The sequence below is a fragment of the Nocardioides panacihumi genome (genome assembly GCF_039530925.1).
Taxonomy (GTDB): domain Bacteria; phylum Actinomycetota; class Actinomycetes; order Propionibacteriales; family Nocardioidaceae; genus Nocardioides; species Nocardioides panacihumi.
The window spans coordinates 1,482,876-1,505,364 of the sequence record NZ_BAAAPB010000001.1; the positions used below are offsets into that span (position 1 = coordinate 1,482,876).

Consider the following 22,489-nt stretch of genomic DNA (forward strand, 5'->3'; position numbering starts at 1 on the left):
CCGAAACGACCAGGATGAGACCCCAGGAGGTCGCCGTGACCAACGACAAGAAGCAGGCAGGGCTGTCGGTCGTCGAGGTCGACCAGGCCTTCCCCCTGATGACGACGGACGGGGTCTCGAGCCCGGCCCGGACGGCCGGCGCCGGTGCCGACCAAGGACCAACGGTCACCGCGGCGATCCGGGACGTGCTCGGTTGGCGCCCCCGCGTCGAGGACCCGCAGGCGTTCACGTCCGCCCTGACCGCCTCCTTCCAGCTGTCCACGGTCGAGGATCACGTGGTCGCGAGGTACGTGCCCCGCGGCGTCGCCGTGCAGGCCGACCTCGGGGGCGTGACCGGCGGGCAGGCCTCGCTGTACCTGCGCGCACAGGCCGGGCACGAGCAGATCACCCGGATGTTGGAGAGCCTGCGGCCACTGCGTACCGATGCCGACCCGCAGGACTGCGAGGCCTACCGCGGACTCGTGCGGGACTCGGTCCGGCGGATCGTCGCGGAGCTCGGCCGCGAGGGCGGCCCGAGGGTCCCGCTCGTCGACTCCGCGTTCTCGGTGCTCACCGGCTACCAGCCGACGACCTCGGCGGCCGGTCCGCCGTCCACCGGAGGCGGCTCGATCTTGCGCGGGGGCGCGCTCAGGCGCTTCATGTCCGGTCCGAGCGCCGGGGCGCCGATCGGGAAGGCGACGGTGTCGCCGGTGCCCCCAGCCGTCGCGGAGATCGATCCGGACACTGTGCCGGGACAGCTCGGGACGCTCCGCGACAGGTTCGGCCTGGACGACGACCACGTGAACACGGTCGACGAGGAGAAGCAGCGGACGAGCTTCTGGACGCTCGTCGAGCTGATCACCGACCTGCAGCGGTCGTGGGACACCCGCCGGCTCGACTTCACCCTCGCCGCCGGCAACGGCTTCCTCGGCACTGACCTCGTGCAGATCAGCCGGCTCCTGGCCGCGACCTCCGAGCAGGTCGACGAGCTCGAGGCGGTGCTCGACTCCGTGCTCGTCTCCGGTGCCGAGCGACAGACCGTCGTGCTCGACCCGCCGACAGGGCTCACGCTCGACGACCTGGTGCAGTGGCTGCGCGTCTTCGTCACGCAGGACGGTCCCAACATCATCCGGGACACCGGTCGCGACGGGCTCGTCTCGTCCTTCACCCCGACGGCCGTCGCGCTGCTGCTCACCCTGCGGGACAAGCTGGTGCGCCGGCTCGTGCCGTGCTGCGGGGCGTCGTGCGCGAACGGTTGCCAGTGCGGCTCGCGCGGCATGGTCTCCTGCATCCCGCTCGGCTGCTGCAGTCCGCTGCCGCCAGGGCTTTACGCCGGCCGGGTGAAGATCGCCGTGTCGTCCCTCTGCGGACTGGTCGAGCGGCTGACGGCGAAGTCGATCCGCATCGGCCGGTATGCGGGCGCGGTCCTGCTCGACGTGTCGGTCGTGCCTTTCGACGAGGACGGCGGCAGCTCTTCCGACTACGTGCGGGTCGAAGTGCGCGGCCTGCACCTGCGGCCGACGTACCTGCCTGCGTTCGTCACCGACGTCGGCGACCCGAACGACTTCTCGTCTCTGGTCCTTCCGCTGCAGGGGAGCGCGAGCGCGGACTCCGACAGCATGGCCGGGATCTTCGAGACGTCCGCCCTTCCTCTGGTGCTCCGGACCCTCGTCGCAGGCGGCCAGGCCGTGCTCATGGCGGCGAGCGACGTTCCGCTCGCGATCGTCGACGGCGAGCTCGGCCGCCTGGTCCAGGGGCCTGCAGTGACGACCTGGCCGAGGCTGCAGCCTGCGGGCGTCGTGACCGGCCTCGACGGGCCCGGCACGTGGGGGACCATCCCGTCGAACCAGCGGTTCGTCCCCCAGTCCCCGATCGACCCGGTCGATCCGGTCGTGCAGGACGACTGCCTCGAGGACTGCGACGACGACTGTGAGGACTGCGGCTGCGGGTGTCACTCCCTCGGCACCCTGCACGGTGTCTTCAAGCGCGTTCGCGAGGTCATGCTCGACAGCCAGGTCACGGACGCGGCGAAGGTGGCCAACGAGCACCTCGCCAAGGCGTCGGAGGGCGGGCCCGGTGACGCCTTCAGGTTCCTCACCGGCGAGCCCCTGGCGAAGCTGGTGGAGGCGGTCGTCGGCGCCGATCGGCGCGTCGCCGAGCACCGCGCGACGGAGGAGCGGATCGCGGTGGCCAGACAACAGGCCGACACCTCTGCCGAAGTTGCGGAGGAGGAGGTCGCCCGAGCCGAGGACCGTGCCAGGCGCGCACGGATCGCGCGGGACCGCCTCGAGGCGCGGCTGACCGCCGTGGACGAGCCCGTGGTGAAGCCTGTGGTTGAGCCCGTCCCGGAGCCTGTGGTGGACGTCGAGCCTGTGCCGGAGCCCGTGGTGGACGTCGAGCCCGTGCCGGCGCCCGCGCCGGAGCCTGTGGTGGACGTCGGGCCCGTGCCGGAGCCCGTGGTGGACGTCGGGCCCGTGCCGGAGCCCGTGGTGGACGTCGGGCCCGTGCCGGAGCCCGTGGTGGAGCCTGTGGTGGACGTCGAGCCCGTGCCGGAGCCCGCGCCGGAGCCTGTGGTGGACGTCGGGCCCGTGCCGGAGCCCGTGGTGGACGTCGGGCCCGTGCCGGAGCCCGTGGTGGACGTCGGGCCCGTGCCGGAGCCCGTGGTGGACGTCGGGCCCGTGCCGGAGCCCGCCGTCATCGGAGGAGAGGACCTCGAGCCGATCGACAAGCCGGCAGAGGAGCCGGCCGCCACGCCGCCCCCGGAGGAGTGGCAGGAGAGCCTGGCGGAGGTTCGCCGGGTCTTCGAGGCGCAGGACGAGTCACTGTCGCTCGCGAGACGGATCCGCAGCCTCCAGATGACTCGGGCCGCTGGGCAGTTCCTCCTCAGCGCCCTCGAGCAGGAGCCGCAGGAGCCCGTGCTGCCGGACATCGAGCCCGGGGAAGTCCCTCCTCCGGAGGAGGCGGCTGCACCCCCGCCGGACGAACCGGCTGCACCCCCGCCGGACGAACCGGCTGCACCCCCGCCGGACGAACCGGCTGCACCTCCGCCGGACGAACCGGCTGCACCTCCGCCGGAGGACGCGGCTGCGCCCACGCCGCAGGAGACGGACAACACGGACGGGCAGGAGAAGTGACATGCTTTCCGAGAAGGAGTACCAGGAACTGCTCGACCGCATGCAGGCGCTGCGCGGCCAGGTCGCCGACCGACTTTCGGGCAGCCTCGTCTCGAACCCGGCGCTGGCGGAGGAGATCAACCGCCAGCTCGAGGGCCTCCTGCAGGCGACTCGCAACGCCGACGCCACCGGACCGGTGCCGCCCGACCGAGGCCTCGCCGAACTGGTCGGCGTCGGTCCCGACGCTGCGCAGCGGTTCGGCGACGTCAAGATCCCGCAGGGCGTCGCGGAGTACGACGAGAACGTCAACTCCGAGCGCGTCGTCGCGGTCGGCGACCTCTACTACATCTACCAGCACGAGCGCATCGGCGTCTTCCGCGTGGTGCAGAAGCTGAAGGAGCTCTTCGAGGGCGGGGCCATCCGGCTGTCCGGCGGCGAGGGCGCCTACAAGCTCTACCAGTTCGACCGGCGCGACGTGCTGCGCTACACGAAGAACGACCGGATCGCGGCGTACCGCCGGGTGCTCGGCTACGGGCGTGGGCTCGGGGCGGGACAGAGCCGGCCGAACACCGACTTCCACATGCTGTTCACGCACTTCGTCAACCAGGTCACCCTCTTCTGGCGTGACAAGCGGATCAGCGACGTGATCAGGGAGCGTGCGCTCGACCCGAGCTTCGGATCGATCGCCGTGGTCCGCCGAGCAGGCCTGGACCTGCGCAACAACCTGAAGTTCACCTCCTACGGCCACCTGAACGTGCTGCGCGTCGAGGTCATGCAGCTGCTGGAGGAGTGCTTCCGCATCCTCGGCGCGGACGACGTCAAGGACCTGTTCGGCGCCGCCAACGCGTGGGACGTCGTCGACGAGGTGCTGATCCGCTACTTCGACGTGAGGCTGCAGAGCAGCCCGCGGCAGCGGATGGCGGTCAACGGGCGCGAGGTGCTGCGCTGGCTCGCCGGCGACCACGTGATGGAGACCGGTCGTGGCCAGTTCGAGGCGCTGCTCATGGAGATCGCCGAGCCCGCCGAGGAGTGGCTCACCTCCGCGCAGGCGATGAGCCTGGCGAAGCGGACCGGGACCGATCGGGTCATGCCCTGGGAGCAGCTGGGTCAGGCCGGGATCGCGGCGAGGTACGCCGAGAGGTCCCCCTCGCAGATGCCGCCCGGCGTACGCCGCGCCGGTCCGACATACCCGAGACGCGACGGACTGGGCACCTACGGTGGCGGTCGCAGCGGCGTGCCCGTCAGGCCTCGTGGGTGACCGGTGGTGCCACGCGCCGTGCTCACCGCCGCTCGGACCGCGCAGGCCGAGCGACTCGGCGAGCTCTGCGCATGGCTCGCCATCCCCTCCGTCAGCGCAGACCCGGCGCGGGCTGACGACGTCGCGCGCGCGGCGAGGTGGTTGGTGTCCTGGCAGCGTGCCCACGGAGCCACCGTCGAGGTGAGGCGGACGGCGCACGGGTCGGCCGTCGTCCTCGGGCACTGGGCCGGCCCGCCGGGCGCGCCGCTCGTCGTGCTCTACGGTCACTACGACGTGCAGCCGCCCGGGCCAGGATGGTCGTCGCCGCCGTTCCGCCCGCTCGTACGCGACGGCCGCATCGTGGCGCGAGGCGCCGGGGACGACAAGGGCCAGTTCTTCGCCCACCTGTGCGCGCTGGCGGCCTGGCGCCGGGCGGGCGTCCTGCCTGTCCGTGTGCTCTCCATCGCCGACGGCGCCGAGGAGGTCGGCAGTCCCGGGTTCGACGTGGTGGCAGGGCGACTGGCGCGCCGGCATCGACCGACGGCGGTCGTCATCTCCGACACCGAGCGCGCTGCTGACGGCGCGCCCACGGTGACGCTGAGCCAGCGCGGCCACGTCGTCGCGGGCGTCGAGGTGGACACGGGCGGTCCGGACGTGCACCCCGGTCGACTCGGCGGCGCGGTCGTGGACGCCGGCCTGGTCCTCGCCGAGATCCTGCTGGCGCTGCGCGCGGAGCTGCTCGAGATGCTCGACGGCGAGACCCCAGGTCGCCCGGACGTCCCGGTGCAGGTGCGACCCGACAGCGCCGTCGTCCGCGCGGCGGGGGGCAGGTCCACGACAGGTCCCGATCTCGACGAGCGGATCACCCGGCGGGCCACCTTGGGGGTGACCCGGCTCGTCGGGGGAGGCCGAGGCGGAGCGCTGCCGGCTGAGAGTGCGGCGCGTGTCGACATACGGCTGCCTCCGCGCGCGAGCCCGACCGTGGTGGTCGATCGGGCCCGGCGGCTCGTCGAGCAGCTCGCCCCCGCCGGGACGACCGTCCGCCTGCGGCTCATCGCGGCCACTCGTGGTCTGGAGACGATGCCGGCGCCGCCGCTCCGAAGCGCTGTGGAGGCCGCCTGCGAGGCCGGCTTCGGGCAGGGCCCGGTGTACGTGAGATCCGGCGGATCCATCCCCGCCGCAGGGATGCTGGCGCGCGCTTTCGGCATCGACCCTGTCCTGCTCGGCTTCGGCTCCCCGGGCGGCAACGCCCATGGGCCCGACGAGTCGATGGACCTCGGGGGATGGGCCGCAAGCGTCGAGACGTCGCTCGCGCTGATGCCTGGTCTGGCAGGGCTAAATCGCGGGCATGGTGTGGCCGTCGAAGGCGGCAAGCAGGAGACTGAAATCTTCAGGTCTGTCCATCGGGTGCGTCCTCGACGCACCCTCCCGGGGAGGTGTGGTGACCTTGAACAGCGTTGGCCTGTCAACTGAAGCCGACAACCCGCGCGACGAGCCCGACCGAGAACATCCGCTCCGCGCCTGGCTCCCCCACGACGAGGAGCGGGTGCGCGGGCACGTCGTCGCAGCGCTGAACGCCATGATCGATGAGGTTGCCGAGAACGATCTCGACCTGACCGCCACCGAGAACGGCGTGGCACTCATGCTCGAGCACGACAACGTCCGGTGCGTACTCGTGGTCTCGCCCCCGATGCGGCGACACTCGCTCAGCCCTCGGGAGATGCAGATCGCCCGGCTCGTCGCGAGCGGCGCCACCAACCGGGCCATCGCCAGCTCGCTCGACATCAGCCTCTGGACCGTGTCGACCCACATGCGCCGCATCTTCTCGAAGCTCGGCGTGTGCAGCCGCGCCGAGATGGTCGCCCAGTTCTACGGCGGGGGAGACGTGCCGCCCGAGGCGACCGACAGAGGGGCGACCTCCGAGTTGTGGCGCTGAGCTGTGGCCGATCGCCTCGCAGCGGTCGGCCGGGATCAGCGCGCGTCGACGTCAGTGGGCGTCGCGAGCTGTCCGAGACAACCGCCGCACGTCCGATGCCGGCCTCCAGCCCGACCTATGGCCACCACCGTGGAAGCGCTTTACCCTGATCGTGCGTGCTCCGGCGGAAGCAGATCGACCCAGCCACGCCCTCCGCACGAGCGCGGATCCGTGAGGAGGCCTCGTGCTCGTACGACGACCCAGGTCGACCAGGCCGCCACGCCGACCGCTCCTGCCGCGCGGCCCTGCGCCCTCGCGCCACAGGGCCGCGCGCCGGATCGCCATTGCGCTGTCGGTGGTGATCGCGGGTCTGGTGCTGCCGATCGCTCCGGCTCTCGCCGCCGCCTGCACGGAGGCGCAGAACCTCCCGGCGAACCCGGCGCTGTGGGGCGGGTTCGAGATCGACGGCAACCTGTGCACTAACACGAACGGCACGACCGGCGACCTCGAGTGGGACACCGTCGGCGGCCAGCCCGTCGCCACCGATCCCGTGGCCAGCGCCGACCACTCGGCGTTCACCGGCGGCGCAGACGAGTCGAACGGGCCGAACTGGACCCAGACCCAGACCACCAACTCGAGTGGCATCCCGTCCGGGCAGGGACGAAGCGACGTCGGGAACATCTACGCGTCCACCCGGGTCGCCGGCGCGGATGTGTTCGCCTACTTCGGCTTCGAGCTGGAGGGCGGCACCGGAACAGCCAGTCTCCACGTGGAGCTGAACCAGAAGCCGAACGCCGACCCGTCCTGTCCACGTGCCAACCGCGGCGTCCCCAGCCCGTGTCGGACGGTCGGAGACCTGCTGCTGGCGTTCGAGAAGAGTGGCAGCGCCCCGATCACGCTCGCTCGCGCCTGGACCTGGAGCGGCAGGGCCTGGATCGAGCTGGTCGATCTCACCCTGGTCGCGGCGGGCCGTGCCAACAGCGCCACGGTCACGAGCCTGGACAACAGGACACTGACCGCAGGTCGCTTCGGTGAGGTGGCCGTCAACCTCACGACCCTGTTCGGGCCGGCCAACTGCAGTGGCCAGTTCGGCACGTTGAACGTGCGCACGAGCGCGTCGACGACGCTGACCTCGGGCCTCATCGACTGGGTGCGCCCGGTCGACCTCAGCGTCCCCAGCACGTGCCCCACCGTCGTACTCCGCAAGCGCTGGGTGAACGGGTCCACGAACGACGCCGCCGCCTTGTCGATCATCGGGGGCACCACGACTCCGACGTCCGCGACCTCGACGGTGACCCTCGACACCGGCCCCACCTTCACCGACCTGGCGAACCAGGCGATCGTTCCGGTCGAGCCGGGCTCCGTGGTCGACCTCGCCGAGGTCCTGGCCGCCGCGAACACCGGCACCTACGGCAGCACCATCGGCTGTGACAACGGCTTCCTCGCTCCACCTTCGCCGGGCCGCGCCGGCTCGTTCACCATGCCGGCTGACGCGGACGCCGGTATCGCCATCACCTGCACGTTCACCAACACGCGCGCCCAGGCGACCCTCAGCCTCACCAAGGTCTGGGCGAGCTCGACACCCGGCGACACGGCTGACATCAGCATCGGTGCCTCGGAACACCCGACGACCGGCCCGACCACCTCGACCGCGCCAACCAGCACGACGATCAGCGCGCCGGTCTTCTCGGGGGAGCAGGTGACCGTGGTCGAGACGTTCGGCGCTGCGAACGCTTCGTCGTACGACGCGACGACCGCCTGCACCAACACCGAGGACTTCGAGCCGGGGAACCACGGCGGCTCCTTCACCGTCCCGGACGCACCGACCGACATCGCCTGCACGATCACGAACACCGCGATCCCCGCCCGGTTGAGCTTGGCGAAGGACTGGGTGAGGGGAGCCCCCGGCGACAGCACCGAGCTCACGATCACCAGCCCGACCGACGCGGACTCCGCCGTGGCCGTCGTCCCGGCGGGCCTGTCCGGGCGCTCGACCAGCGTGGCCAGCCTGCCCATCGTCGCGGGCCAGACCGTGACGTTGTCCGAGGCACTGCCCGCCCCCAACAGGACGAACACCGGCACCTACACGGCGACGGCGCTGGTCTGCAACGGCCAGCCGGTCGCGTTCGAGCCGACGGGCGGCGGAGCGACCGCTCAGTTCGTCGTACCGTCCTCCGACCCGGTGAACTGCGTGTACACGAACACCCGGCAGCAGGCCACGGTGGTGCTGCAGAAGCGGTGGGTCAACGGCGCCGTCGGTGACTCCGCGAACCTGTTCGCGTTCAGCGGCAGGCAGAACCGACTCATCACCACCTCGACGGTGACCGAGGCGACGGGACCGACGTTCACCGACGAGGTGAACCAGGCACGGACTCCCGTGCTCACCGGCAACCGGGTCGACCTGAGAGAGGGCCTGCAGAACGACAACACCGGCAGCTACGACGTCAGCCCGCCGAGCTGTGACAACGGCGTCGTGCCGGAGGCGGACGGGTCGTTCATCGTGACCGGGGCTCTGGCAGGCAGCGTGGTTCTCTGCACCTTCACCAACGCCCGCACCTCCGGCTCGGTGACCGTGCACAAGATCTGGGAGGGCGGGGTTGCGGGTGACACCGCGCACCTGACCGTCTCCGGCGAGGGCGGCACGGGGGAGAGCACCTCGACCGTGCCGAGCCAGGCGCCACCGTCCTTCGACGACACCGGCAACGCGGCGGTCGCCGAGGTCTTCTCCGGTCAGACCGTGACCGTCGCCGAGGTGCTGGGGACGGGCAACACCGGCAGCTACACCTCCGAGCTGGTCTGCGACAACGGAATCTCCGGCCTCACCTCGGTCGCCTTCACCGTCGGTGCCACTCCCGGCTCGACCTCGTGCGTGGTCACCAACTCCGTCCGGCGGCCACCGACCCCGAGCAGCACACCACTCCTCAGCACGGTCACCTCTCACCGCCGCGTGACGCCCGGCAGGCCGTTCTACGACCGGATCCAGGTGAGCGGACTCGCGGGTGCGCAGGGTGCGACCGCCGTCGCCCAGCTGTACGGGCCGTTCCGGTCCCGCGAGGCGGCGAGCTGTGACGCGTCGGCCCTTGCCTGGACGGACACGGTGCACGTCACCAACGGCTGGAACCGGACCCGGAGCGTCCGGGTCAGCGCGTCGGGCATCTACACGTGGAGGGTCACCGTCCTCGCGAACACCGCCAACCGGGCGGTGTCCCACCCCTGCGGCCAGCTGGCCGAGACGACCACGGTCGCCAAGCGCGGGTACGTCTCGCCGATCATCAGCGGTGGGTTCTCAGGCACCATCGACCCCTCGCGTCTCGACAGGCGCCTGCCGGTGACGATCCGGATGCCGGCGATCGGCCTGCACGCCACGGTCCGCACCGAGGGCGTGGTCCGTGGGCAGATGACTCTTCCGGGCGACGTCGGCGAGGTGGGCTGGCTGCGGAAGTCCGCCGGCTTCGGCGACATGATCGGCACGGCGGTCGTCGGCGGACACGTCTCCGACCGGAGCGACCACCCCGGTGCGATGTTCCACCTGAGCCGTGCCCACCGCGGTCAACGGATCAGCATCCGCCACGGTGCGGACCGACTCCGATTCAGGGTGGTCGGCACGTCCGTGTTCGACCGCACCCACCGGTTGCCGCGCCGGTACTTCGCCACCACCGGTCCGCACCGCCTGATCCTCGTCAGCTGCACGGACCGCGTCGTCTTCCCCAACGGACACTTCCACTACAGGCGCTACGTCGTCGTCGTCGCCAGGCAGGTGGGCGGGTAGGTCCCCGGGTCACTCTGGCTGGCGGTACTCGTGCGCGTCGGCGTGGACGGTCTGCTCGAGGACGAACCGGCAACCCAACGCGACCAGCCGCGAGAGCGTCGCAGGGTTGAAGATCGGCGCCGGCGTGGCGACGAGGAAGTCGGGCTCGCCCAGGCTGCTCGTCTCGACGAAGCCGTGCATGTCGATGACCAGTCGGACGGTGTACTCGACGTCGTAGCGATCCCTCGCCAGTGCGAGGAGGTCGGCCACCGGCCCGAACGTCTCGAGTACGTCGTCCAGCACCGCCTCGCAGCGGAACTCGATCCGTCGCGGCCCGACCCAGCTCCAGGTCGACGCATTCACCGGCTCGTCGTCGACGGTCTCGCCCCGGCGGCTCGTGTCGCTGGGCTCGAGACCGAGCGTCTGCGTGATGAGTTCGGGGTCGAAGTCTCCGTCGAAGGAACGGGCGTTCACGGAGAACTCGGCGTACTGCTCGACCCACGACTCGTCCTGCACGCGACGAAGCGTGTCACCAGAAGGCGTCGTGCGCACTCGACTTTGCCGCTGGACCGGGCGCGGGCCGCCGAGCCGCGAGCGCGACGCCGTGCGGCCCGGACCTCACCGGCGATGGTCGCTCGGCGACATCACGCTGAAGCCGGCGTCGCCGACACCGTCCATGAGCCAGCCCCCGGCCGTGACGTCGATCGTGAGTCGGAGCCCGTCGATCCGGAGCCCGTGCACGCCGAGCGGGAGGTACTGGTCGGGGACGGACGGCGCGCACACGATCTGCTCGCGTCGGGCGTCGGGATCGAAGCGCAGCAGTGTCCGCAGGAACGAGAGCGGGGTCGCGGCGGCCCACGCCTGGGGCGAGCACGAGGTCGGGTAGGGGACCGGGGAGGGGAAGTCGTCGCGGTCGAAGCCGCTGAACAGCTCGGGCAGCCGGTGGCCGAAGTGACCGGCGGCGTCGAGGAGGGCGGTGACGACGCGCTGGGTGTGGTCCACGAACCCGTAGCGCATCAGGCCCGCGGCGCACAGGGCGTTGTCGTGGGGCCACACGGAGCCGTTGTGGTAGCCCATCGGGTTGAAGCGCTCCATGCTCGTCGCCAGCGTGCGGATGCCCCATCCGCTGAACAGCTCGGGGGAGAGCAGGTGGTCCGCGACGGCCGCGGCCTTGTCGTCGTCGACGATCCCGGTCCATAGGCAGTGCCCCATGTTGGAGGTCAGGCTGTCGATCTGCTGCTTGTCGCCGTCCAGCCCGACGGCGTACCACCCGCGGTCGGGGATCCAGAACGCCTCATTGAACCGCCGCTTGAGGTCGGCCGCCTTGGTGCTCCAGGAGTGATGGCCGTCGTCGTCGCCCGCGGCCCGGGCGAGGTCGGCGCGCGCGAGGAAGGCGGCGTAGGTGTAGGCCTGCACCTCGGCCAGGGCGATCGGGCCGGTGGGAAGGCGGCCGTCGGCGAAGCTGATGCCGTCCCACGAGTCCTTCCAGCCCTGGTTGACCAGGCCTTGGTCCGTGCCGCGCTGATACTCCACGAAGCCGTCACCGTCGCGATCGCCGGCGTCCTCGATCCAGTCCAGGGCCCGGTCCGCGTGCGGGAGGAGCCCCTTGATGACCGCGGGGTCACCACCCCATCGGGCCAGCTCGCCGATGAGCATGACGAACAGCGGAGTCGCGTCGGCGGTGCCGTAGTAGACGCGGCTTCCGCCGAGCGTGAGGTCGACCGCCGTGTGACCGAACCGGATCTCGTGGAGGATCCGTCCGGGTTGCTCCTCGGTCACGGCGTCGGTCTCGGTGCCCTGGTGGTCGGCGAGCGTCTGGAGGGTGCCGACGGTCATGCTGCTGTCGAGGGGCAGCAGCATCCACGAGGTCAGGATCGAGTCGCGCCCGAAGAGCGCCATGAACCAGGGTGCTCCGGCCGCGACCACGGCGCGGTCGGGGTGCTTGTCGTCGAAGATGCGGAGCGCGCCGAGGTCCTCGATGCTCCGCTCCAGGACGGCGGACAGTCCGGGATCTCCGGTGGTCAGCTCGGGGATGCCGTGGCGCCACTCGTAGAACCTGCTGGCCGGCTTCGCGTATGCGCTCGGATCGCCCGGCTCCCGGCGGCCGGTGAGACGGACGCCGTCGACGACGGGCTCCACGTGCACGGTGACGGCGTACTCGCTGCGGGCCGGGATGGTCACGCGCCAGCTCAACGCCTGCGGCTCGAGATCGGGGTCGCCGTCGGCCCGTACGTGGACCCCTGGATGCTGGGTGCCGCGGGTCCGCGAGATGCCGATGCCCTCGTCGTCCACGGCCCGCGCGAGGTGATCGGGAGAAGACGTACGGCCGTCCTTGACCTCGAACAGATCCGCGAAGTCCGCGTCGACGCAGAGCCTGAGCACGCCCCGGGCGTCGGTCGTGGCCAGGTTGCGCAGGGTGATCCGCTCCGTCATGCCCTCGCCGATGTGACGGCTCCGGACCACCAGCATGGTGCTGTCACCCTGGCCGTCGACCGGGGGGATCCGGCTGAGGTACGTCGCGTGAGAGGGCTCTCCGCGCTGCATGTCGAGCAGCGTGGGGGCGACCCCGTCGAAGGTCAGCGCCCACTGTGACAGCACGCGTGTGTCCCTGACGAAGAGGCCCTGGGCCCCGGAGGGCCGGATGTCCCCACCCGTCTCGCTGATGCAGAAGGTGGTGCCGTCCAGCAGGGTGACGGTGTTCGCCGCACCGAGGTCGCTGGGCGGCTCTGCGTCGGACGTCCAGGGTGTTGTCATCCGGACCGCCCGCTCATGCGACGACCGCGTCCGGCAACGGGTCGCCGAGGTGCAGCTCGCGCGTGGAAGCCGGGTTCGCCAGCACGCGTTCGTAGAGCTCGACGTGGTCGCGGACCATCCGGGGCAGCGAGAAGCGCTCCTCCGCGGCCGCCCGGCACGCCGCACGGTCGAGGGTGGCGATGCGGCCGGCGGCGTCGGCCAGCTCGTCCTCGTCGCGACACAGGAACCCCGTGACGCCGTGATCGACGATCTCGGGCGCGGCCCCGGTCCCGTGGCCGACCACCGGCGTGCCGCTGGCCAGGGCCTCGGCCATCGCCAGGCCGAAGGGCTCGGGCCACGCGATCGGGTTGACCAGCGCCTGGGCGTGCCGCAGGAGCTCGAGCCGCACCCCGAGGGAGGGTTCGACGAGCACCTGGTCGTCATCGGTGAGCAGCGGTTCGACGACGGTCTTGAAGTAGTCGATCTCCGCCGCCTCCCGCATCTTCGTCGCCAGCACCAGACGGTGCCCGCTGCGACGTGCCACCCGGAGGGCGGTGGCGGCGCCCTTCTCGGGAGACATCCGGCCCAGGAACAACAGGTAGCCGCCGTCCCCCGGGCCGGCCCGGTACGTCGCCAGGTCGATGCCGTGGTGGATGACGGCGGCGACCGGGATCTCGGGCGCCCTGGACGCCTGGTCGTGGGAGATGGCGATGACGGCCGCGCGCCGTGCGGTCTGTCGGAAGATCCGACGGTTCTCGCCGGTGAAGGCGCCGTGGTGGGTGCTCAGCACGGGCGGCATGCCGCGTTGACGCTGCGGCGCCAGCAGCGGGCCGAGGACGGTGTGGTCGTGGATGACGTCGACATCGGCCATCGCGTCGTACGCCGCCAGGACGTGCGCGGCCTCCTCGACCGTCGTGCCGATCGGGCGCGGTGCGGTCTCGTAGAGGTAGGACGTCGGCACGGGGCACGCGGACTCCCCGACACTGAAGAGCCGGACCTCGTGGCCGAGGGACTGCAGCCCGCGGGCGAGGTTGTCGACGACGACCTCGGTGCCCCCGTAACCGACCGGCGGGACCGGCGTCCACGGGGGAGCGATCAGACCGATCCTCATCCGGAGCACCTGGCGCGGCTCGAGGAGATGGTGTGCGTGCAGTTGCTCATGAGGGGTCGCCTTCTGGTTGATGGTGCTCGGTGGCGTGCCTCACCGCACCGTGGCCGGGACGGCACGGGTGGACGGCGGAGCGGCCAGGTGTGCGTGCGACGCAGCGAACGGGGTCCGGTCCCTGCGATCCTGGGGGTCAGCTCTCGGCCAGGCTCGGGGTCGACCCCTCGGGCGCGGCGTGACGTCGCACGTCGAAGGCGCCCAGGAACTTCGTGGCTGTCTTCTCCGTGGCGTGCGGCGGGATGACGACGAGTGTCCGACGCTGCCCGTCGAGCATGATGAGGACCAGCTGATGCACGGTGTCAGTGGGAAGAAGGCTGGTCTTGACCTGGCCTCGGCGGTCGGGGATCTCCACCTTGACCGGCGTGTCGTCCCAGTCGCGCGGCGAGACGATGACCCGGGAGATGTAGCCGGCGCTGGCCGGCCAGGCCGCGAAGAGGCGAACGAGCTCCTCGCTCAGCGCGCGGCTCTGTGGCCACCACGCCCCGTCGAGCGTACGTCGATCTGCTGACACGTTCAGCGTCAGTCGTGCGTTGTCGAGCGTGTCCATCAGGACCGCCGCCTCACGATTGCCGCGTCACCGGAGCTACGTGTCCGGAATCCGCGGTCGTCCTCACAGGCTACCCCGCGCCCGCGGCGGTCCGGTCGGGGTGGGAGGGGCGCCCCCGGCGGGTGAGGTTTCGTGCCGGCGACGCGGGTACCGCATCTGCGAGGCGAGGAGACGACGTGGACAAGAGCGAGGGCGGGGCGCACGTGACTCGCCGATCGACGGTCCCTCGGGCGGCCGCATCGGTCGGCGGCGCTCTTCTGGCCGCCGGCACGCAAGCGCTGGCGGCGCTGCGCCCCGCGCGAAAGCCGCTGCACCCCGACGGAGACGTCCGTGACGGGACCCTGTTGCGACGGGGCGCCGACGAGAAGACAGGCGTGGCCTGGCTCGACGAGCCCGGCGAGGACGACGTCGCCGTACGTCTCTCACGCGCCATCGGCCTGCCTCGCCGCCTGCCCGACATCCACGGGCTCGCGGTGCGGGTGCAGGGCCAGGCCGGCGGAGATCTCCTGTTCGCCACCACCGGCCGCGGCCGGCTCAGTCGCTTCACGCTGACGGCCAGCAGACATCCCCAAGGCTGGCCGCTGACGACCTTGCTGCCCTACGAGACCGACTCGGGCGCTGTGCTGCTCAGTGCGGTCGGCGTGGGGACGGAGACCTACGAGCTCTCCTGGGCGCGTCCTGCCGGCCGGTGGCACGCGTTCGCCACGCTCCGGCTCGAGGCGCCCCGCGGCGGCGACGCGGCGATCTCGTTCGACCCGGTCCGACACCAGCTCCCCGGCCTGCGGCAGTACCCCGCCGTCGAGCGGCTGCGCGAACCTGCCTACCAGCGCGCGCGTCGGTCGCGCGCGCCCGAGACCGACTCATCGCTCCAGAAGGCAGACGACGTCCACTGACCCCTCGACGTGCTGCGTGAGTGTGCAGGACGCATACGCGTCAATAGCCCGTTGTGACGGTTCCCATCTGGGGGAGACAGGCCTATAGAGGAGGTAGGGAAACACTCGGGTGAACCCGCGGGGGGTGTTGCCGATGCCCGACGTCGAGCCATTCCAAAGATTCCGCAGCGCCGGTGGCGGCTTCGACTGGTTCATGCTGCCGTTCGACAAGCAGGGGCGGTGCATGGGGCCACAGACCCGCGCCCACCTGGTGGACCGAGCCGCCGATCCCGCGATCACGGATGTGTTCGTCTTCTCGCACGGCTGGAACAACGACTGGAACGTCGCGACACGTCGCTACCGGAGCTTCATCGACGGATACCTGGCCCTTCGGCGCGACGGCGGGATGCCGGCCGATCGACCGATCCGGCCGTTGCTCGTCGGCGTCTTCTGGCCCAGCACGGCCCTCGTCTTCGGGTCGGAGCGCGGCATCGAGATCGCCGCGGGCCAGCCCACCGACGCCGTCAAGGCGGCCGACGTCGAGGAGTTCGGGGCCGAGCTGAGTGCGCTGGCCGACGAGATCGACGGCGACAAGATCGAGCGCCTCTACGCACTCGTGGAGAAGGACGCGCTCTCCAGGTCGGAGGGCGAGGAGCTGGCGCATATCCTCGCGCCGGTCCTCGACCGCCCGGACGACGAGACGCCGGCCTCCGCCGAGGACGACGACATCTCGATGGTCGACCTGTGGGAGTCCATGCCGCCCGTGGACGGATCAGTGGCAGGAGCCGGCGCCGACGTCGAGTCGGTGGCCGCGCGCCTCGACGACTTCGGCCGGAGCGGCCCGTCGGACTCCCTCACCGGCGCCGGTCTGGGGAGGCTCGACCCCCGCCAGATCGTCAGACTCGCCACGGTCCAGACGATGAAGGATCGAGCGGGCCGGGTCGGTGCGCGTGGACTGGGCTCGTTCCTCGTCGACCTGCTCGCGGCGAGCGACGCCACGAAACCGCGCGTGCACATGGTCGGACACTCGTACGGCGCCAAGGTGTGCCTCTCCGCGATCTGCTACCCCGCCGAGCTGCCGCGGCCGGTGGACTCCCTGTTGCTGCTGCAGCCGGCCGTCTCCCACCGCTGCTTCGCCGACGACGGCGAGGGCAGGGGCGGATACGCGGACGCACCGGTCAACCGTGTCGACCTGCCGATCCTCAGCACCTTCAGCGACCACGACATCCCCTTGGGTCGCTTCTTCCCGTACGCCGCGCGCCGCAAGGTCGATCGCGACGAGGCCCGTATCGCCGCCGGCGCGCCGAGTCGCTTCGCGGCGCTCGGCGGGGTCGGCCCGCACGGGCTCGGTGACGGCGCGCAGCTCATCGACGTCCTGCTGCCGTCGTCCGCGACCAACACCTACGACCTCGGCAAGGACGCTCCGGGCGTCTACGGCATCGATGCGACCTCGACGATCGACGGCCACGGGTCCATCGACAACGACTCCACCCACTGGGCCTTGGACAACCTGGTGGCCGCACCCCGCCGGACACTGCCATGAGTACGCCGATCCTGCGCCTGACCCTGGTCGCCGCTCCCGGCCCCATCACGGTCGTCGAGGCGTCCCTGCCCAGCGACAGCGACCCGTCCGACGACCGTCGGATCACGCTGGACCCGGCGGAGTTCGGCATCCCGGTGAGCCTGACCGGCCAGCCGATCGACGACACCGCGTTCCGGATCCCGCGAGAGCTGGACCGGCTGCTGGCCTCCGTGATCGAGACCGATGATCGACCGGACTCGCTCTGGCTGCAGCTCGTCGCGCCCTTCGGCTACCTCGGGCTGGTGCCGTGGGAGAGGCTGCTCGTCGACCGGTTCGGCATCGGCGTCGTGCGGCTCCCCGTGCTCACGCTCACCCGCCGGCGCAGCGACAGCCTCCAGGTGGTGCTCCTCATCGCGGTGCCCAACCCCGAGCGGTCCAGCGACCTGCGCACCAGCCTGCACGGGGCGCGGGTCGCGACGACCTCACGGCTCGGTCTCACCCCGAGCAGCGAGCCGCACAAGCGGGTGAAGGCGTCACGCCCGACGAGCCGGGCCTTCACGGCCGGCGACGTCGACCGTCTGCTGGGGGCCATCCTGCGAGGGCTGCCTCACGCTCGCACGACCGTCAACGTCGTCGCCACGCCCTGGCTGCACACCGACCTCAAGGCGCGCTGGCGCAAGCGGGACCCCGAGACCTGGCCGGTCCGCCTGCACGACGCCTACATCCTCCGGGAGGAGGTGCAGCGATCTGCCGAGCGGGGCAGCCTGGCCCAGACACCGTGGTTGCGCACGCTGGAGGCCGCACTGCACGGTGAGCAGGCGGACGTGGTGCACCTCGTCTGCGACGCCAGCGTCAACGATGCGGCGACCCGACTCGTCGTCGCGGATCCGCTGAAGACCAGCACCAACGTGGCCTCGCGCTACGTGTCCCTGCGCACCCTGATGGCCACCCTGGACGAGATCGGCGCCTGGGCGGTCTGCATGACGGCGCCGGCGTACAACGACGTGGCGCCCCAGCTGCGGCACGTCGCGAGTCGGCTCGCCGAGCTCCGTCCCGGGCCGATCCTGATGACCGACGCGGCCCGGGACCCCGACTTCCTGGAGGTGGAGGCCGGATACCGCTTCCTGTTCACGAAGGACCCCGGTGCGCCGCCGCGCCTGCGGTCCGGTCTGGTCTGCTGCGAGCCTCCCCGGGTCGCGGCGGCGGTGCCGGAGGCGGTCGCCGTGAGCTCCGTGATCGAGACGCCGCAGGACGAGCAGCCGCGCGGCGCCGTCGCCGAGCTCATCGCCGGCGGTGAGACCCCCATGTGGCTCGCGGCGGCGCAGCGCTTCGTGGAGCAGCGGCAGGTCGAGCTGGCGCAGTTCGAGCGCGACAGCGGACCGGACGGCCTGAGCCCCGAGGCCGCGGCGATCGCCCGCGGCGTGAAGCGAGCACTCACGGTGATCCAGGACGTGCTCGAGGAGCGGACCCGACACAGCGGAGGTCAGGATGGCTGACAACCAGCGGACGACCATCGTGATCGAGGACGCTGAGGGCGGGAAGCTGCGCGTGCGGCTCAACCGGGCACCGTCCGGCCGGTCCGGGAGCAGCATGCTCCTCTCGCCGTTCGACCTCGAGCTCGACCCGGAGCAGGCGACCGAGGCGACGGCACAGGCCTACGGGGCCGCCCTGCACGCGAAGCTGTGCGCCGATCGCAAACTCAAGGCCGCCATGCGCGACGCCCTGCGCGCCCCCGTGGACGACGTACGCCCGCTCTGCTTCAAGATCGAGGGCGAGCCCAGCCTCATCGACGCCTGGATGTGGGAGGTGCTCTGGGTCCGGGGGAAGGAGTTCCTCGCGCTCCAGCCGCAGTGGCCGATCGCGCGCCTGGTCGACAGTGGGACGACCGCTCGGGTCTACCACGCGCCGGTGCGCATGCTGGCGGTCATGTCAGCGCTCGGTGTCTCCGCCCGCGGCGACTGGGAGGGCATCCGGCGGGCGGTCGAGGCGGCCCGGCGGCCCCGCCCGGGCCGTGGCGAGGGCGACAAGCTGCCGATCCACCTGACGGTGATCGCCGCCGAGCCGCAGCTGGTCAAGGAGCTCAACGACTACCGCGCCGCGCGCGAGGCCGAGGGAGAGAGCTGGCTCAAGGTCGTGAGCCTGGACAGCCAGGAGACGGTCGAGGAGCACCTCGCGGGCGAGCCCCACATCGTGCACTTCTTCTGCCACGGTCGCCTCGAGTACGGCGGGGGGACGCTGTCCCTCGCGACGCGCAGCGACCGGGCCGAGGACGACCCGAACCTGGCGACCGCGTCCGTGACGGTGGACCTCGCGCGGCTGGGCCGGCTCGTCAACGGTCGCAAGCCGTGGCTGGTGACGCTCAACTGCTGCGTGGGGGCCGCATCCTCGGGGCCCATCCAGTCACTGGCGAAGGAGACGGTCGACGCCGGCGCCGGAGCGGCCCTGGGCTGGCGTACCGCGATCGCTCCCGAGAGCGCGCACGTCCTGTGCCAGTCGGTGTACGCGGCGTTCTTCCGGGAGCTGCGCGACCGGCTCAACGGCGCACGGCCGGAGGACACGGTGCCGATCGAGCTGGCGACGCTGGGGAGCACCCTGCGCGCCGCGCTGCACGACAAGCACCGCGACCTGCTGACGTGGGCTCTGCCGGTGCTGTACGTCGCGCAGGAGCCGCTCTCGGTGATCGTCGCGGCGGCCCGGCCCGACGACTCGGACGACCTCGGGAGGACCGAGGTCAGCAATGCCGACGCGAAGGCGATCACCGACACGGTCACCGACCAGGTGCTGCGCGAGGCGATGCAGGCGAACCGCGAGCTCGCCGAGGCGATCCGGCAGCTCCTCGGCCCCGACCTGCGGCGGGGGACCGGCGACGAGCCCGGCGAAGGCGACGGCGAAGGCGACGGCGAAGGCGGCGGCGAAGGCGACGGCGACGGCGTGTGAACGGCGCACCGGAGCTCCAGATCAACGCGTGGCTGCCCGGCACCCTCCGGGCGGCACGCGGGGCTCCGTCGCCCCACCTCGACGACTGGACGATCCGCGAGCGCGGCACGCTGCCTCCGCACGAGGTCCTGTACGCGAAGGAGGAGCCCGACCTCAAGGACTGGAGGCAGGCGGGCTGGGGCGTCGTCCTTCCCGACGACGACGATCTCGACGACCGGCAGCGTGCCGAGGCGACGGACGCGCCGGCCGCCGTACGCGACCTCCTCGACCATCGGGACGGGGCGCCGGTGCTGCGCTACCGACCGGAGCTGGGGTCGGCGTACTTCATGCTGTGCGAGCGGGGCCAGGAGGCGCGCAAGGTCAAGACCGCCGGCGGCGAGCTCGGACCCGATGCCCGTCAGCTGCCGCACTACCTGCTGATCGTCGCCTCGCCCGAGCAGATCCCGTGGCGGATCCAGTACGTGCTGAACGCGACCCACTTCGTGGGCCGTCTCGACCTCGACGACGTCGGCCTGCGCCACTACGTGTCCGCGCTCATCGACGGGTGGCCCGGGTCCACGGCGTCCCGGCGGACCGCCATCACCTGGTCGGTGGACTGGGGCGAGGCCGACATCACCTGGCTGATGCGGCACGGCCTCGCCGAGAAGCTCGCCGCCAAGTATCGCGAGGACGTCGACGTCACCAACGCCATCCACCTGGCGCAGGACGACGCCACGCTCGACAAGCTGCTGGCCGCGCTGGGGCGACAGCCGGGCGTGATCGTGACGACCAGTCACGGCGCCACGCCCGTCGACTCACCGCCGGAGCAGGTGCGGGCGGCACTCGGGCGGCCGGTGGACCAGTCGGGCGACGTGCTCGGCGCCGAGATGATCGATCGATGGGAGCCCCAGGGCGCGATCTGGTACGCCCACGCCTGCTGCTCGGCCGGCGCCGACGCGACGACCGTCTACGACAGGGTCGCGGCACCCGGCTCGGAGGTGGACCGCGTGCTGCAGGGCGTCGCGGCGAAGGCCGGAGCGCGTACGGCTCCGCTGCCCCGGCAGCTGCTCGGCTGCGTCAGCCCGCTGCGTGCCTTCGTCGGGCACGTGGAGCCGACGTTCAACTGGACGCTGCGCGATCCCGTGAACGGCCAGCTGCTCACCTCGAGCCTCGTGAAGACGCTCTACAACGGGCTCTACCAGCCGCAGAGCGAGCCGATCGGCTACGCCCTGAGCCGGCACTACGAGCCGGTCGGGGGGTTGTGGTCGGACTGGGCGACCGACCGGGACCGGATCAACGGGGGCGACGACGCCGAGCTGCCGAAGGCCCTCACCGAGCGCCTCACGGCTCTGGACCGGCAGAGCCTCGTGATCCTGGGCGACCCGACGGTCGCGGTGCCCTGACAACACCAACGCAATCTCGGGAGGTACGGCGATGGCGATCTTCAGAGCGACTCGGAGCACGGGGCCCGTCCTCACGCGCCCGCCCGGCGGTCTCGACTCGCTTCAGACGGCGGGCGGCACCGGACCTCCTGCCGGGGCAGGCGGTCAGGCGGCCGGAGGATCCACGACGGTCGCCGTGGCGAGCGGTTCCAGCGCCCCGCGCCCATCCTCGAACGCTGCAACCCTCGCACTCGCCTACTTCGTGCCCGCACTGCTGATCGCCGCGATCCTGCTCGGTGACGACGGAGGACCGTCGTACGTCGCCGCGCAGGGGATCGGCGCCTTCGCCCTCTTCTACGTCGTCGCCCAGGCCGCCGAGCGGTTCGTCGAGATGACGATGCCGCTGTCCGAGAAGGCGGTCGCGAAGGCGAGCGGGAAGCCCAAGGGCGAACGCGTTCAGGCGCGTGACGCGGCCGTCGTCGACGCGGTCATGGCCGTCGAGACCTCGGCCTCCGACGCTGGAGAGCACGCTGCGAATGCCGCGGCAACGCAGGCGGACGTCGACCAGGCCCGCACCGACAGGACCCTGATCACGTTCGGCGCGACCGGTGCCCTCGGGATGCTGCTGTGCGGCTACCTGGGTGCGGACTTCCTCTCCTCGGTCGGCGTCGACTTCACGCCCGGGAACGACACGAGTCCCGGACTCGTGGCGAGGCTGGTGATGATGGCCGTGACCGGCCTGATCGTCGGTGCCGGCTCGAAGCAGCTCCACGACACGATCTCCACCATCAGCAAGAGCAGTGATGCGAAGTCCACGCCGTCGGAGACGGGCGGGAAGAAGTAGAGATGCAGAGGCACGGCCAGCCACAGGCTCGATGGCCTGTACAACCGACACCCGCGGTGCCACAGTGGAATGTCAGCTGGCCAGGACCCCGCCACCCCGTCGTACGTGCGAGTGAGGCGGTGAAGGATGAGCCTCGGCGACTCGATCTCGGTTCCGGGTGATGAGCTGGCGCGCGCCGAGGACCGGCCCGACGACACCCCGGGGATCGTCCGGCGCCACAAGCAGGGGAGCTGGCTCGTCATCGAGCCTGAAGGCGAGCTCGACATCACGACCGTTCCCCTCCTGCGCCGTTCCCTCAAGCGGCACGCCGCGCGGGTCGTGTTCGACCTGGGCCGGGTGACGTTCGTCGACGCGAGCTTCCTGGACTTCCTCGCTCAGATCGTCAACCACCAGGCCCACGGGCACTGCACCGTCCGGGTCGCGCGGCCCTCCCCGCAGGCACGGCGACTGCTCGAGTTCACCGCCCTGAACCTTCCGCTCGAGGTCTACGGGTCTCTCGACGAGGCGCTCGCCTAG

At 71.5% G+C, this 22,489-nt stretch carries 16 protein-coding genes; 12 read left to right on the forward strand and 4 right to left on the reverse strand.

All coding sequences use genetic code 11. The annotated features are described in order from the left end of the window. Window positions 1–35: 35 nt before the first annotated feature. The 5 genes from ABD205_RS06910 (at window position 36) to ABD205_RS06930 (ending at window position 10,013) form a co-directional block, all read left to right on the forward strand. Window positions 36–3,113: a hypothetical protein gene (locus tag ABD205_RS06910; RefSeq protein ID WP_344043759.1), complete on the forward strand. Its 3,078-nt coding sequence runs from the start codon at window positions 36–38 to the stop codon at window positions 3,111–3,113. A 1-nt stretch (window position 3,114) separates the two neighbouring features. Next, window positions 3,115–4,350: a hypothetical protein gene (locus tag ABD205_RS06915; protein ID WP_344043761.1), complete on the forward strand. Its 1,236-nt coding sequence runs from the start codon at window positions 3,115–3,117 to the stop codon at window positions 4,348–4,350. A gap of 6 nt (window positions 4,351–4,356) precedes the next feature. Beyond that, a complete protein-coding gene (locus ABD205_RS06920) occupies window positions 4,357–5,802 on the forward strand; it encodes a M20/M25/M40 family metallo-hydrolase (protein WP_344043763.1) in 1,446 nt (481 codons plus the stop codon). After that, window positions 5,777–6,265 (forward strand): response regulator transcription factor, encoded by a 489-nt coding sequence (locus ABD205_RS06925; RefSeq protein WP_344043765.1) that lies wholly within the window; start codon window positions 5,777–5,779, stop codon window positions 6,263–6,265. The genes ABD205_RS06920 and ABD205_RS06925 overlap by 26 nt, the downstream gene beginning before the upstream one ends. A gap of 337 nt (window positions 6,266–6,602) precedes the next feature. Beyond that, a complete protein-coding gene (locus ABD205_RS06930) occupies window positions 6,603–10,013 on the forward strand; it encodes a class F sortase (protein WP_344043767.1) in 3,411 nt (1,136 codons plus the stop codon). A 9-nt stretch (window positions 10,014–10,022) separates the two neighbouring features. Here ABD205_RS06930 and ABD205_RS06935 read toward each other — a convergent pair whose 3' ends face one another. The 4 genes from ABD205_RS06935 to ABD205_RS06950 all read right to left on the reverse strand — a co-directional run bounded on the left by ABD205_RS06935 (window position 10,023) and on the right by ABD205_RS06950 (window position 14,437). Further along, window positions 10,023–10,508 carry a DUF4279 domain-containing protein gene (locus ABD205_RS06935; protein ID WP_344043769.1) on the reverse strand — a complete coding sequence of 162 codons (486 nt, stop codon included), beginning with the start codon at window positions 10,506–10,508 and terminating at the stop codon, window positions 10,023–10,025. A 102-nt stretch (window positions 10,509–10,610) separates the two neighbouring features. Then, window positions 10,611–12,746 (reverse strand): amylo-alpha-1,6-glucosidase, encoded by a 2,136-nt coding sequence (locus ABD205_RS06940; protein ID WP_344043771.1) that lies wholly within the window; start codon window positions 12,744–12,746, stop codon window positions 10,611–10,613. Between the two features lie 13 nt (window positions 12,747–12,759). Then, window positions 12,760–13,836 (reverse strand): glycosyltransferase family 4 protein, encoded by a 1,077-nt coding sequence (locus ABD205_RS06945; protein ID WP_344043773.1) that lies wholly within the window; start codon window positions 13,834–13,836, stop codon window positions 12,760–12,762. Between the two features lie 187 nt (window positions 13,837–14,023). Next, window positions 14,024–14,437, reverse strand: coding sequence for a DUF5994 family protein (locus ABD205_RS06950; RefSeq protein WP_344043775.1), 414 nt, complete (start codon window positions 14,435–14,437; stop codon window positions 14,024–14,026). 176 nt (window positions 14,438–14,613) lie between these two features. Between ABD205_RS06950 and ABD205_RS06955 the strand changes: the two genes are divergently transcribed. The 7 genes from ABD205_RS06955 (at window position 14,614) to ABD205_RS06985 (ending at window position 22,489) form a co-directional block, all read left to right on the forward strand. Continuing rightward, window positions 14,614–15,330 (forward strand): hypothetical protein, encoded by a 717-nt coding sequence (locus ABD205_RS06955; protein ID WP_344043777.1) that lies wholly within the window; start codon window positions 14,614–14,616, stop codon window positions 15,328–15,330. A 133-nt stretch (window positions 15,331–15,463) separates the two neighbouring features. Beyond that, entirely contained in the window at window positions 15,464–16,852 is a 1,389-nt protein-coding gene (locus ABD205_RS06960) for an alpha/beta hydrolase (protein ID WP_344043779.1), read from the forward strand. Further along, on the forward strand, window positions 16,849–18,327 hold the full coding sequence (locus ABD205_RS06965) for a hypothetical protein (protein ID WP_344043781.1): 1,479 nt from the start codon (window positions 16,849–16,851) through the stop codon (window positions 18,325–18,327). Before ABD205_RS06960 ends, ABD205_RS06965 begins: the two co-directional genes overlap by 4 nt. Continuing rightward, window positions 18,320–19,768 (forward strand): CHAT domain-containing protein, encoded by a 1,449-nt coding sequence (locus ABD205_RS06970; protein WP_344043783.1) that lies wholly within the window; start codon window positions 18,320–18,322, stop codon window positions 19,766–19,768. The genes ABD205_RS06965 and ABD205_RS06970 overlap by 8 nt, the downstream gene beginning before the upstream one ends. Next, the gene (locus tag ABD205_RS06975) at window positions 19,765–21,150 is read left to right on the forward strand and encodes a hypothetical protein (RefSeq protein ID WP_344043785.1); all 1,386 of its coding nucleotides are present in this window, start codon (window positions 19,765–19,767) and stop codon (window positions 21,148–21,150) included. Before ABD205_RS06970 ends, ABD205_RS06975 begins: the two co-directional genes overlap by 4 nt. 175 nt (window positions 21,151–21,325) lie before the next feature. Continuing rightward, window positions 21,326–21,973 carry a hypothetical protein gene (locus tag ABD205_RS06980; RefSeq protein WP_344043787.1) on the forward strand — a complete coding sequence of 216 codons (648 nt, stop codon included), beginning with the start codon at window positions 21,326–21,328 and terminating at the stop codon, window positions 21,971–21,973. Window positions 21,974–22,099: 126 nt separating this feature from the next. Then, window positions 22,100–22,489 (forward strand): STAS domain-containing protein, encoded by a 390-nt coding sequence (locus tag ABD205_RS06985; RefSeq protein ID WP_344043788.1) that lies wholly within the window; start codon window positions 22,100–22,102, stop codon window positions 22,487–22,489.